Origin of the sequence: Pandoraea sp. LA3 (genome assembly GCF_022696215.1) — a bacterium.
GTDB classification, from domain to species: Bacteria; Pseudomonadota; Gammaproteobacteria; order Burkholderiales; family Burkholderiaceae; genus Pandoraea; species Pandoraea capi.
Genome location: NZ_PTPY01000035.1, coordinates 579668 through 592539 on the forward strand (window position 1 = coordinate 579668; position 12872 = coordinate 592539).

Genomic DNA, 12872 nt, shown 5'->3' on the forward strand with positions numbered 1-12872 from the left:
TCTATGAAAAATTCGTAGATCGCGCGCATTGCGACTTCCTGCTGACAGGGCGGCTGGTTTTTTGCGCCAACTCGCCCTGAATTCAACATGCCGTGCCTCGATCACCGCACGAGGCAGGGGCGCTTCGGATCGAATTTCCAGTCGGGGATCAGGTATTGCATGGCGACGCTGTCATCGCGCGCACCCAGACCATGTTCCAGATAAAGCGCGTGAGCCGCTTCAACGGCCTCCATGTCCAGCGTGACACCCAGCCCCGGCGTCGTCGGCACCTGAACGTTGCCGTCGACGATGCGAAGGGGATTGCGCGTGAGGTACTGGCCATCCTGCCAGATCCAGTGTGTGTCGATCGCAGTGATCTTGCCGGGCGCCGCCGCGGCGACGTGAGTGAACATCGCGAGCGAAACGTCGAAATGATTGTTCGAGTGCGAGCCCCATGTCAGTCCCCATTCATGGCACATCTGGGCGACGCGCACCGAACCCTGCATCGTCCAGAAATGCGGGTCTGCCAGCGGGATGTCGACCGACTGAAGCTGAATCGCGTGACCCATCTGACGCCAGTCCGTCGCGATCATGTTGGTGGCCGTCGGCAGGCCCGTCGCGCGACGGAATTCGGCCATGACTTCGCGTCCCGAGTATCCGTTTTCTGCGCCGCAGGGATCTTCGGCATACGCGAGCACATCATGCTGGTCGCGGCACAGGCGCACCGCTTCTGCGAGCGACCATGCGCCGTTCGGGTCCAGTGTGACCCGAGCTTGCGGGAAGCGTTTGGCGAGCGCGGTGACGGCCTCGATCTCGGCATCGCCATCGAGTACGCCGCCCTTGAGCTTGAAGTCCTGAAAGCCATATCGCGCGTGGGCGGCTTCCGCCAGACGAACGACCGCGTCGGGTGTCATGGCGACTTCGGTACGAACGCGCTCCCAATCGTCACTGGCGCCTTGGTTATCTGCGTAAGCGAGATCGGTCGCCTGTCGGTCTCCAATGAAGAAGAGGTAGCCAAGCATCGCGACTTCGCTGCGCTGCTGCCCCTCGCCAAGCAGTGCGGCGACCGGGACTTCGAGGTGTTGACCGAGCAGATCAAGCAAGGCGGCCTCGAGCGCGGTCACGGCGTGGATCGTGGTGCGCAGATCGAAGGTTTGCAGGCCGCGTCCGCCGGCATCGCGGTCGGCGAACACGCGACGGGTCTGACCGAGGATTGCCTGAATGTTCGCGACCGATTGTCCGACGACGTAGGGGCGTGCGTCTTCCAGCGTCTTGCGAATCGATTCTCCGCCGGGCACTTCGCCAACGCCGGTGTGTCCGGCGCTGTCCTGGAGGATGACGAGGTTGCGCGTGAAGAAGGGGCCGTGCGCACCGCTCAGATTCAGCAGCATGCTGTCGCGGCCGGCGACGGGAACAACGCGCAATTCGGTGACGATGGGGGTTCGGCTCATGGCAGGGAACGTTGATCAGACCAAAGGGAACGAAGTGTCAGACATACATTTTGTTGTATGTCGTCAGACAACATTCTATGAAAAGTTCAGTGCGTTGCCTTTTCGGGTATACCCGTTTCGCGATGACCACGTCGTCATGAAGGCGTTGTGAGTTAAGGGATTTGGCCGTGTAGGTGTCTGATGCCAGCCGGACTAGAGGGGGGCTGGCATATCGCTTTGCGATTGTTGTCGTACAACAATCGAAGACGAGGAGGGGCGGATACTACGTTGCAAGTACCGTCCGGCGTGTGCGCGTCGCTCAATACTCAACGTGCCTTCGCGTGAACGACCCATCGCAGGTACATCAGCAGCCCGACGGCGGCGACCGCAACGCTGGCACTGTTGGCCGCCCAGAAGCCCGTTGCACCGTGCAGCCAGGCGGGGGAGACACCGCCGACGTCGAAACCCAGGACATAACCGCCGCCCAGGCCGACGCCCCACAAGGACACGGCATAGATGACCGTCGGCACGACCGCCACCTTCCATGCGCGAAGCACGAAGACAGCGTTGACCTGAAGCGCATCGAAGATGTGATAAACGGCGACGATGGCGAGCAGCGGCGTGGTGACGGCGGCGACCAGCGGATCGGCGGTATAGGCGGCGAGAACCAATGGTCGGCACAGCCACATCAGCGCAGCCATCACCAGCCCCAAAGTCCCTGCGAGCTCGACGCCCCGGCGTCCCACCAACTGCGCAGCTTTGAAGTCACGCGAGCCGATGGCTTGGGCGGTGAGTGTTGCCGTCGCGATGCCGATCGACATCGGCAGCATGTACATGAGTGCGCCGAGGTTCGCGGCGATCTGGTGGCCGGCGAGGGTGACGTCTCCCAGGCGGGCGATGAAGATCGCCATGAACGAGTACGCCGTCACTTCGATCAGGTAGCTCAGCCCCATCGGCACGCCGAGCTTCAGCAGCGCGCGGATTGCCTGCCATTGCGGCCAGCAGAACTTCGCGAAGACGCCGAACTCGCGCAGCTTCGGGTGGCGCGCCATGAGCGTAAGTCCCAGCCCGCACGACACCCAGTTGATGGCGGTGGTGGCGATGGCGCAGCCGGTGCTGCCCAGTGCCGGAATGCCGAACCGCTCGACGCCGTAAATCAGGGCGAGGTTCAGCGGCACCTTGAGGGCCAGCCCTGTCACCTGAATGACCATGACGATGCGTGGCTGCGCGACGGCCGTCGACAGCGACGAATACACACGAAACAGCATGGCGGCAGGCAGGCCGTACGCGAGGATGTGTAGATACGCACTTGCGCGGGCTTCGAGTTCGGGTGTCGCTTGCGAGAGACGCAGGATGAACTGTGGATGCGACAGCACCAGGAACCCCGGAATCGCGAGGAATAGCGCGAGCCAGAACGTCTGACGCACCTCTTCGCCGATCGCGGTGCGCTCACCCGCGCCGTAAAGCTGTGCGGCGATGGGGGAGAGCGCGACGAGAATGCCCATCAGGCCCACGTAGACCGTGATGTAGATCGAGCCGCCGAGGGCCAGCGATGCCAGATCGAACGCGGATGCGCGTCCGACCATGGCGGTATCCATCACCCCGAAGGCGATGACGGCCAATTGACCAATCAGAACCGGCCACGCGAGTGTGGCAATGCGTTTGATGTCGTGCCACATGGTGAGGGTCGGTGACGGTGGCGAGCGATCAGCGCGGGCGCGCGGCGCGCCGCCACGGACGTTCCTGGAGCACGTAGAGACGGAAGCGCTCGTCGCGGTCGGCCGCGCGGCGGCCTTCCCAGAGTTGGCGCCATTCGTACGGCGCGAGCGACAGCGGTTCGCTGTAATCCTGTGAATCCTGACGCAGCAGCACGTCGCAATCGTCGTCTGCCGAACCGAAGCGCATGTTGCCGAAGTACGCGAACGACGCGAGCTGTGCGTCGCCCACTCTTGCGGTACGGATGCAGGTGTAATCGGCGGGCAGGTGTGCCGAGATCTGCGCGGCCACGTCGCGATACGTGCGCCCGTAGTTCACGACCGGCAGCCAGAGCGTCATGAGCAGCACCCACATCAGGGTCGTGCCGCCGGACGACAGCACCACGCTGCGCCACAGCACCTTCGGGCTGCGCGACACGCGCCATGCCACGAGCGTCACCCAGGCACCCGTGACGAGCAGGGCGCTGATGAGCGTGATCCAGCTGAATTCCGGGGCAAAGCCGGGCACAAGGCGTCGCAGATTACGTGCCGTCGAGGCCGGGAAGCCGGTAATGCCTGCGAGCCAGACGATCCATACGAAGCCCGCCAGCACGGTGAACGAGAGTACGGCGAACCAGTCGATGGCGTTGACCGTGCCGCGCTTGAGCGTGGGCAAACCGAATGCCGCGATGATGGACAGTGCGGGCAGCACCAGCATGAAGAGCTGGTTGCCCTGATGCGCTTGCAGCACGATCAGCACAAGCAGCGTGATAGCGAAGACGAGCGAGATGGCGATATGCGGCGCGCGTCGCATACCGCGCCAGGAATACAGTGACCACGCCGCCAGCGGCCATGCTGGCCACGCGAACAGTGCGAGGTTCTTGACGATATAGCTCAGCGAGCTGAGTGTCGGTCCGCTGAAGGTGTCTACGCCGATGTCGGCCCATTCGCCGAGCCAGCGACGTGCACCGTCTGCGAACTTGAGCGCGGCGAGCGGCCAGGTGCAGGCGAGGAGCAACGTGATGGGGGTGGACACCAGCAACAGCATGCGCAGGGGCAGAGCGCGGCACACCACGGCGGCGACGATGCCGGCGATCCACAGCGAGAGCGTCATCAGCGGTGAAGACGCGAGCGCCATGCCGCCGAGCGCGAAGCCGAACCACACGGCGCCCTGGCGCGGCTTGTCCAGACTGCGCACCAGACCGTAGATGGCCATCGAGATGAGCGTGAGCTGTCCGACCGTTGCCGTGGTTTCATGACCGCGTTCGGCCAGACCGAAACAGGCCAGCAGAATCAGCAGCGCGCCGTCGGCAAGCGTGCGGCCGTAGTCGCGCGGCTCGGGTTCGCCACCGAAAGCGTATTTGAACGGTTGCACTTCCGGGCGGCGACCGAGCAGATAGGTGCCGTACCAGATGAACGTGCAGGTGATGTAGAAGCAGAGGCCTGTGACGATGCGGGCGGCGTCGGGCGCGTCGAGCCATGAGAAAGCGCGAATGGCGAGCGCACCGAGCCACGAGACAAGCGGGCCGTTATCGTAAATGGGTTTGCCTGCGATGTTCGGCAGCAGCCAGTCGGACAAATGACCATGGGCCATCGTCCACATGATGCCGAAGCCGGCAGCGTCTTCGTTTTTCCACGGGTCGCGACCAAACAACCCCGCCAGCACATAGATGACGCAAATGGCGATCAGCAGCGAACGCGGCAGCGCGCTGGTGGCGGAGGCAGTGATGCGAACTCGTTTCATAGGCAATACGGCAGGACCGGCAGAGCGGCCGGATCGGGAAAGCGGAGGGGATGGCCGGAAATGACCCGGGGGTCAAACCTGCGGCAACGCGTGGTGCCAACCTGGAGGAAGGCCCGGGGCGCCCGGAAAAGCCGACAGTATGACAGTAACCGATGAAATGGCGCAGAACAGAACCAAGAAAAAAGGGCAGCCTGAGCTGCCCCTTTCCAACACTTTCCGCAACGCCGGGGTATTGCCCCTGATGCACTGGCCCGCCATCGTCTGCCGGGCCCCGCATCGCGTTGTGCGGCGATCTGCCTGTAAAACTTAGGCAGCCTTGCCGCCGGCGCGGTTGCCGAACTTCTTGCGGAACTTGTCCACACGACCTTCCGCGTCCATGATGCGGGTTTCGCCGGTGTAGAAGTTGTGCGATGCCGACGACGTATCCAGCTTCACGAGCGGGTAGGTCTTGCCGTCGATTTCGATGCTTTCCTTCGACTGAACCGTCGAGCGGCAGATGAACTGGAAGTCGATGCCCGGGGTCATGTCCTTGAACACGACTTCGCGGTAATTCGGGTGAATGCCTTCTTTCATGATGGGCCTTGAGTTAAGTCGGTAGCCAGCCTGCGCGAGTCACCTGACTCGCTAACGCAATTGCCGTCTTGTGACGGAATACGCGTCGACCACTTTCCGGATTTGGAAAACGCGCATTATGCCACGAAAACCACAATTTTCGCAAAGTTTTCATGGGGTTGCGGCAGACCCGGGCGTCACGGGCGGCGTGGCGTCCGGCAGCGCGCCGACTGGCGCGGCGGGATCTTGCCGGAAATAGCGCGAAAACAGCGCGTACAGGGCCGGATATTCGTGCCGGAAGGCCTCCGGGGCCACGAAGAACGCTTCGGCGCATACCGCGAAGAATTCCGACTCGTGTTCCGTCGCATAGGGATCGAGCAGTGAGGTCGACGCGAAGGCATCCCAGTCGGCGTCCGGGACATTCGCCACGTGGTGACAGAACTCCTCGTAGGCCGGGTCGAAGACGTTGCACCACACTTCCGGCGTCAGGTCGCCGTGAAGGCGGCGCAGCATCGGCGGCACGCCGTCGGCCTCGCCACCCTCCATGTCGATCTTGTGGACGAACTCATGGATCACGACGTTGTAGGCGAGCACGTCGCTCGCCTGAACGTCTTGCCACGACAGCACGACAGGTCCGCCCTCCCACGCTTCGCCGCTGGCCTCCTGTTCGACGTCATGCACGACGCCGGCCTCATCCTGCACCGTCTTGCGGATCAGAAACTCGCCCGGGTAGAGCACGATGCCGGTCCATCCGCGATACAACGCCGGGGGCAGATGGAGAATCGGCAGGCACGCCTGTGCGGCGACGGAGACGCACATGGCGTCGGTCAGCGGCAGGTCGTGCGCGGTGGAGAAGTGCTTGCTGGCCAGAAAGTCGGTGGCCAGTGTGCGGAGCTTTTCGAGGTCTGCCGAGGTGCGTCGGGAAAGGAATGGCAATGCGCCGACAACTTCGTGCCAGACGTTGTCGTCGATCGCTGTGGCTTTGCGGGAGAGTCCGAGGCTGGCGAACAGAGTCTTGAGCATGGCGTGCGTGGCCGGCGTGGCGCTGCGGCGAGGGTTCGTGCGGTACCAATGCGCCTGCGGCGCAAAGGCAAATGACGCTGACGATTCTAATTTAGCTGCTTCTGGATTGCCGCAAAAATTGCGCCACACAGCGCCACGATGGCGATGAAGTGAAAGCCGTCGATGAACGAGAGAAACGCGGCTTGCCGCTGGATCATCTGGGCGATTTGCGCAAGCGCGGCGCCGTGCGCCTGCGATGCGGCAACGCCTGCGTGAGTGAGCGCATTGGCGAGGGTGTCCAGCGTCTGCGTGAAGATCGGGTTGTATGGATTGGCGACCTCCGTGAGCCGGGTGCGATGCAGCGCTTCGCGATGCTGCTCGAAGGCCACGATCGTCGAGACGGCGAACGAGCCGGACAACTGGCGAAGAATGTTCTTCAGCCGGTAGCCGTGTACGAAGCTTTCGTGATCGAACGTGCGAAACGTCAGGTTTGCCACCGGCAGCACGGTGAAAATGCCGAAAACAGCCTTGAGGGCGAGCACGCCGTAGAGCTGCGACTGGCCGGCGTCGGGCGGCATGGCGCCAAGCCAGACGCTGGTGCCGATCGTCATCAGGAAGCCGCTCACGATCAGCAGCTTCTTGTTCGTAATGAACTTCGCGACACGGAAGTAGGCGATCAGCAGGATCACCGTGAGCAATGCCGAATAACCCAGCAGTTGTCCGGTGCGCTCGACGGTGAAGCCAAGGCCCTGCTCCAGCAGGCGAGGCATCAGATAGCTCTGGGTGTTTGCCAGATAGTAGTAAGCCGCGTACAGGACCAGGCCGACTTGAAACTCGCGTCGACGCAGCGATTGCAGGCGGATGAACGGCGCGGGGTGCTGCCATTGGTGGTAGCCGAACCAGACCAGCGCACCGACACCGACGACGGTCAGCAAGGGCAGCGCCGGCGTTTGCAGCCAGAGCGTGTAACGCATTTCCTGAAGCACGACCTGAAACGCGCCCATTGCAAGGGCGAATGCCATGAATGGCGCGAACGGGTAGCTGCCGCCCGAGAGGCGATCGCGCAGACGGCCGACGTCCGGCACGGCGAACCAGGCGAGCCCGGCGAGCAGCACCGCGGGCGGCGCCGTGCACAGGAAGAGGGTGCGCCAGGTGTATTCGGACACCAGCAAGCCACCGATGAGTGGTGCGGCGGCCGACCCGGTGAACAGCAGCAATGCGAACGTCTGCACCGTCTTGCCGCGGCGCTCCGCCGGCACGCTAACCTGCGCCAGAATGCGGCACGAACTCATCCAGCTACCTGCGCAAAAGCCCTGAAACGCCCGGGCAATCACGAGCTGCGTCACGCTCTCGCTGGTGCCCGCGAGGATGGCGCCGCAGGCATAGAGCAGTAGCGATGCCGTCAGATAGCGACGGTAACCGATGCGCTCGACGAACCATTGTTGTTTGAGGATGGCGAGCACCGAGGCGATGCCGTAGGCCGTCGTCATCCAGACGAACTCTTTCGGCGAGGCGTCCACGCCGCCCGACACATAGACGGCGAAGTAGACGAGCAGTGCGTTTTCGAAGAACTCGAGACCGGGAATCAGGCCAAGGGCATAGCGATAGGCCTCCACCCGCATCGGCCGCAAGGGGCCGGCGCCGCCTACACCCCCGGACGCCGGCGGGCGCGGAGGCGTCGTCGGCGGCGATGGTGCGGTATCGGAGGGCGCTGCGGTGCGTGTCATGGCGGGCGAAGGTTGGCGCGGAAGCGAAGGATCAGCGAGACGACGGCTGGCGCGCTTTCGCGGCGCGTTCGGCCAGCAACTCGTCGGCAGGCACGCCGCGAAGCCGCTGCTCGATGTACTGGAGGTCGTGCTCGATCTGGGCTTCGAGTTTTTCCGCTTCGCGCAACTCGCGTCGAACCTGCGCAGTGCGTTCCCGGAGGGTGTCGAGTTGGGACGTCAACGCCTCGCGCACCACCTGGAGGTCTTCCTCGTTCATGCGCGACTTGCCGGCTTCGACCATCCGGCGCGGGCGCTTGAGCATTTCCGTGATGGCGGCAATCGAGAAGCCTAGCGAGCGCATGCGCAAAATGCGGTCGAACGTGGCCAGATCGGCTTGCGTGTACATCCGGTAACGTCCGCCGCTGCGGGCCGGAACGACGAGATTCAGCTCTTCGTAGTACTTCAGCGTGCGGGCCGTGACGCCGAGCGCAGCGGCCGCCTGACCGACGCTCAGCATTGACGTGTCATCGAACGAGGTGTCGACGTCGAGCGAGGCGGCTGGGGATGAGGTATCTGCGGGCATGAACGTGCCTCCGATCGAATGATGGCACGAATATTAGCACAACCTGTACGTAAACGTACAGGTTTGGGTATGTCGGTGATCTTGAAGGACAATCGGCCCGCCACACCACGACGCGGGAGCGTCGAAATGTGGCGGGCCGACGGATCGAGGGAAGGACTGGGTCAGCGTGCCGAGAGATTTGGCGCCGTTTCCCAGCGGATCGCGCGCACGCCAGCGGTGTCGCCGAGCGTCGAGACGAGGTGTACGAGCGCTGCGCGACGGTTGCGCTCGCACCGCAGCACGTAATCGAGTTCGAGCAGGTAACCGCCCGAGCGGTCCGTGCGGGTCGCCATTTCCGGCGCAATGCGCTGAGTGCGCAGTGCGTCGCGGACGGTCGCGTCGATGGCGTCGGCCTTCGATGTCAGCGTCAGGACGACCAGCCGGTACTGCGGCGAATGAGGCAGGTGTGCGTCGCTGGCCTGGGCTACGGTTGGCGTCGAGGCTGCGGCGTTGGGCGCCAGCCGGGCGCGAGCGCGGTCGAGCAGCGAGGGGATAAGCATTTGCAGCGTCATGGTGTCCTCCTGAATCAAGGGCCTGAGACGGCGGATGCCGGGGCTTGGCGATGTGTCGCATCGGACTCGTGATGGCCTCGTCCGGTGTCAACCGGGACGGGAGCGTACGAGACGCCATGCAATACATGAATTCGACGCAAGCGTCGGCAGGCTTTCGGTGCTGAATGCGAGCGACGGTGAGATGTCGGACGCGCAATAGCGCCTGGAGCGTGCCTTGTGCCGGACGAGGTGTCCCCATCCGTCAAACAAACGCTGAACTGCGGGGTAGATGCGGGAAAACGAGTCGCGTGATTGCGAGATCGAGAGATCGCTGCCGAAAGACGCGGATGACGCTGGCGTCATCGGAACTCGGTGCGATCGATGCACTACCGCTGCGGCATTGGGACCGGCAGCGGCAGTCGAGGACGACTGCGGGTTACCGGGCCAACGCGTCGCCGGTCATTGCCGACGCTTGCGTGCTACTAGAGCAACTGCCCACGGAAAACTCCGTCGTCATTGGAAAGATGCCATTCTAGGGGTTCGGTGCACCCATGTAAAGAAAGTGGCGGCATTTCGCGGCTTTTTGTCGCGAAATTGACGACATTTCTTCAAATTTTGGCGATTTCTTAATGCGAATCACCTGGTGCGATGCGTCGAGGCTGGGGTCGAGCCTGATTGGCCCGAATACGCGTGTCCGCTTGCCCACTCAGTCGGGCAGCACCTTGCCAGGATTCATCAGGCCGAGCGGATCGAGGGCGGTCTTGATCGCGCGCATCAGCGAAAGCTCTACCGGCGATTTGTAAGCGGCCGCCGCCTCGCGCTTGAACTGACCGAGTCCATGTTCCGCGCTGATGGTGCCGCGATGCGCATGCGCGCTGTCGTGCACGGCGGAGGTCACGGGTGCCTGATACCGCTTGAGAAACGCGGCAGGATCGACGCCTTCGGGCGCCATGACGTTGTAATGCAGATTGCCGTCGCCGAGATGACCGAACGTCACCATGCGAGCGCCGGGCGCGATGCGCTGTACGATAGGGTCGGTGGCCGCGATGAACGCTGGCACTTGCGAGACAGGCACCGCGATATCGTGCTTGATGTTGAGGCCGGTGGCCGATTGCGCGAGCGGAATGCTCTCGCGCAAATGCCAGAGCGCGCTGGACTGGGCGAGGCTGCTCGCGACGACGGCGTCGCGCACGATCCCTTGTTCGATGGCGTCGTTCAGCACTCGCTCGAGCAGGTCGCGGGCGTGCGTTTCGCTCTCGTTGTCGGAAAGCTCCAGCAGGACAGCTTGGGCATACGGTTGCGAGAACGGATATCGCTGCTGTTCGAACACCGTCGCGACGAGCTTCAGGCAAAAGTCCGACATCAGCTCGAAGCCCGTGAGCAACGGCCCTGCCATGCGTTGGGCGAGGTTGAGTAGCGCGAGGGCGTCAGCGGGGCTGTCGAGTGCGGCGAGCGCAGTCATGCGGGCCGCCGGTTGCGCGAAGAGCTTGAGCGTCGCGGCGGTAATGAGGCCGAGCGTGCCTTCCGCGCCGATGAAGAGATCGCGCAGGTCGTAACCGGTATTGTCCTTGCGCAGACCGCGCAGTCCGTCCCAAAGTTCGCCTTGTGGCGTCACGACCTCGAGCCCGAGACACAAGTCGCGCGCATTGCCGTAACGCAGCACGGCGGTGCCGCCCGCATTCGTGGCGAGATTGCCGCCGATGGTACAACTGCCTTCCGCCGCGAGGCTCAGCGGAAAGAGTCGTTCGACGGCGGCTGCTGCTGCCTGCACGTTGGCGAGCAGGCAGCCGGCCTCGGCGGTCAGGGTCATGTTATCGGCGTCGACTTGCCGGATGCGATCCAGGCGACGCAGGTTGATGACGACCTGGCGTCCGCTCGCGTCGGGTGTCGCGCCTCCCGCAAGGCCTGTATTGCCGCCTTGGGGCACCATCGGTACACCGTGCGCAACGCATAGACGCACCAGTGCGGCGGTCTGTGCTGCGTCAGCCGGGCGCAGCACGGCGAGGGCATTGCCGACATAGCGCTTGCGTTGATCCGTGAGGTAGGCGCTGGTGTCGGTGGCCGCTTCCAGGACATGGTCACGTCCCAGCAGGTCGCGGCAGGCGGTGAGGAATTCGGCGTGGTTCATGGCAGTGGGGACCTTGCCTGGCCTGAGATCGCGCAGCCCGCTGTTGATTCAGGCGAGGCGGGCGAAGCTGACGGCGCGGACATGAGCAGCGTGAGAGACGTGGGAGACGTGAGAGGCGTGACGGCTGATCGGTGAGTGCGGTCTGAAACGATAGCGGGCGACGGCTAACGGGCGGCTGCCGCACGTGCTTTCGCCGCGCGCTTGTAGGGGCGCAGGTAAAAGACCGTGGCGAAAAAGAAGACGAGCGAGAGCGCCGTCTCGATCCAGGCCAGTGAGGCGGATGCGCCGGTATCGGACATCCCGCGTACTACGCCTTCCGCAAGAAACAGCAGGATGAACATGCTCGACCATTGAAGCGTGTACAGATTGCCGCGCAGCACACCGCGTAGCGGCAACAACAGAAGCAATGCCTTGAGCACCAGCCACGAGCCGCCAGGACGCAGCGGCGCGAGCCATAACTCCCACGCCACCGACAACGCAATCAATGCCAGCAAACTCGCGATGCTCACGCGTCGCAGCCAGTGCGCGCGGTTCGCCGAGGCGTGTGGGGGCACGTCCTGACGGGTAACGTCGTGCGGCAGATCGGGCGGTGTAGCAGTCATGGGCTTGTCTCGTGGGCCTTGAATACTGCGGAGTGAGGCGTGATGACGCGGGGTGACCGGGCCGGCCGGGTGTCGTGGGCGACGCTTGTTCGCTCGCCGTCCTTTACCGCCACCCTATAACGCCGGCCGCTAACGCCAATCTTCGATCCGTCGCCCGACAGGGGGGGGACATCGGCAAATCGGCGCCGCCGCCGTTCACGCGTAGCAAACGTTTATTCTGCCAGCTTGCTGGCCGCACGTGCGAGTCGCGCGCCGAGGGCCGACGCCAATTGACGTTCGTCGGCCGAGAGCGGATTGCCGTCGTGCGCGAAGTGTGTCGCGCCGTAAGGCGAGCCGCCGGTGCGCGTGCTGGACAGCGCAGGCTCCGTGTAGGGGAGGCCCATGAGCAACATGCCATGGTGCAGGAGCGGGATCATCATCGACAGCAGCGTACTTTCCTGACCGCCATGCAGGCTGGCGCTCGACGTGAAGACGCACGCAGGCTTGCCGGCGAGCGCACCCGAGAGCCACTGCGGTGTGGTGCCGTCGAGGAAATATTTCAGCGCGGCGGCCATGTTGCCGAAGCGTGTCGGCGAGCCCAGCGCCAGACCGGCGCACTCTTCGAGATCGCGCAGTTCCACATAAGGCGGGCCGCTATCGGGAATGTCCGGTGCGCTGGCTTCGCATACCGTCGACACGGCGGGAACGGTGCGCACCCGTGCCTGCGCGCCGGGCACGCTGTCGATACCCGCCGCAATGCATTGTGCGAGTTGTGCGGTCGTGCCATGACGGCTGTAGTACAGGACGAGAATTTCGGTCATGAAATCGAAGCGGTCGAGTCGGTGGTGAACCGGCCAAAACATTGGGTTCGGACTGAAAAGCCCGCGAAAAGTGCGGGTATTATAGGGCGTTCCTCATGGCGTTACGGTATGGCGGCGTGCGT

Annotated in this window: 11 protein-coding genes; all 11 read right to left on the reverse strand. The window is 63.7% G+C overall.

The features are described from left to right. Positions 1 to 101: 101 nt before the first annotated feature. Positions 102 to 1430 carry a glucarate dehydratase gene (gene gudD, locus C5N93_RS18005; protein ID WP_242560349.1) on the reverse strand — a complete coding sequence of 443 codons (1329 nt, stop codon included), beginning with the start codon at positions 1428 to 1430 and terminating at the stop codon, positions 102 to 104. Between the two features lie 305 nt (positions 1431 to 1735). Next, positions 1736 to 3088: an MATE family efflux transporter gene (locus tag C5N93_RS18010; protein ID WP_242560350.1), complete on the reverse strand. Its 1353-nt coding sequence runs from the start codon at positions 3086 to 3088 to the stop codon at positions 1736 to 1738. Between the two features lie 28 nt (positions 3089 to 3116). Next, complete coding sequence (locus C5N93_RS18015) at positions 3117 to 4847, reverse strand: glycosyltransferase family 39 protein (protein WP_150723292.1); 1731 nt, start codon at positions 4845 to 4847, stop codon at positions 3117 to 3119. Between the two features lie 306 nt (positions 4848 to 5153). Beyond that, positions 5154 to 5420 (reverse strand): type B 50S ribosomal protein L31, encoded by a 267-nt coding sequence (locus C5N93_RS18020; protein ID WP_069344703.1) that lies wholly within the window; start codon positions 5418 to 5420, stop codon positions 5154 to 5156. A 150-nt stretch (positions 5421 to 5570) separates the two neighbouring features. Then, the gene (locus C5N93_RS18025; RefSeq protein ID WP_242560351.1) at positions 5571 to 6422 is read right to left on the reverse strand and encodes a M90 family metallopeptidase; all 852 of its coding nucleotides are present in this window, start codon (positions 6420 to 6422) and stop codon (positions 5571 to 5573) included. A gap of 86 nt (positions 6423 to 6508) precedes the next feature. Further along, positions 6509 to 8023: an MFS transporter gene (locus C5N93_RS18030; protein WP_242560448.1), complete on the reverse strand. Its 1515-nt coding sequence runs from the start codon at positions 8021 to 8023 to the stop codon at positions 6509 to 6511. 136 nt (positions 8024 to 8159) lie between these two features. Continuing rightward, entirely contained in the window at positions 8160 to 8624 is a 465-nt protein-coding gene (locus tag C5N93_RS18035) for a MerR family transcriptional regulator (RefSeq protein ID WP_242560449.1), read from the reverse strand. 227 nt (positions 8625 to 8851) lie between these two features. Continuing rightward, positions 8852 to 9241: a hypothetical protein gene (locus C5N93_RS18040; protein ID WP_242560352.1), complete on the reverse strand. Its 390-nt coding sequence runs from the start codon at positions 9239 to 9241 to the stop codon at positions 8852 to 8854. 685 nt (positions 9242 to 9926) lie between these two features. Further along, positions 9927 to 11348: an FAD-binding oxidoreductase gene (locus tag C5N93_RS18045; protein ID WP_242560353.1), complete on the reverse strand. Its 1422-nt coding sequence runs from the start codon at positions 11346 to 11348 to the stop codon at positions 9927 to 9929. A 164-nt stretch (positions 11349 to 11512) separates the two neighbouring features. Next, positions 11513 to 11950 (reverse strand): DUF2069 domain-containing protein, encoded by a 438-nt coding sequence (locus C5N93_RS18050; protein ID WP_242560354.1) that lies wholly within the window; start codon positions 11948 to 11950, stop codon positions 11513 to 11515. Positions 11951 to 12162: 212 nt separating this feature from the next. Continuing rightward, positions 12163 to 12750 carry an NAD(P)H:quinone oxidoreductase gene (wrbA, locus tag C5N93_RS18055; protein WP_069344408.1) on the reverse strand — a complete coding sequence of 196 codons (588 nt, stop codon included), beginning with the start codon at positions 12748 to 12750 and terminating at the stop codon, positions 12163 to 12165. Positions 12751 to 12872 lie beyond the last annotated feature (122 nt).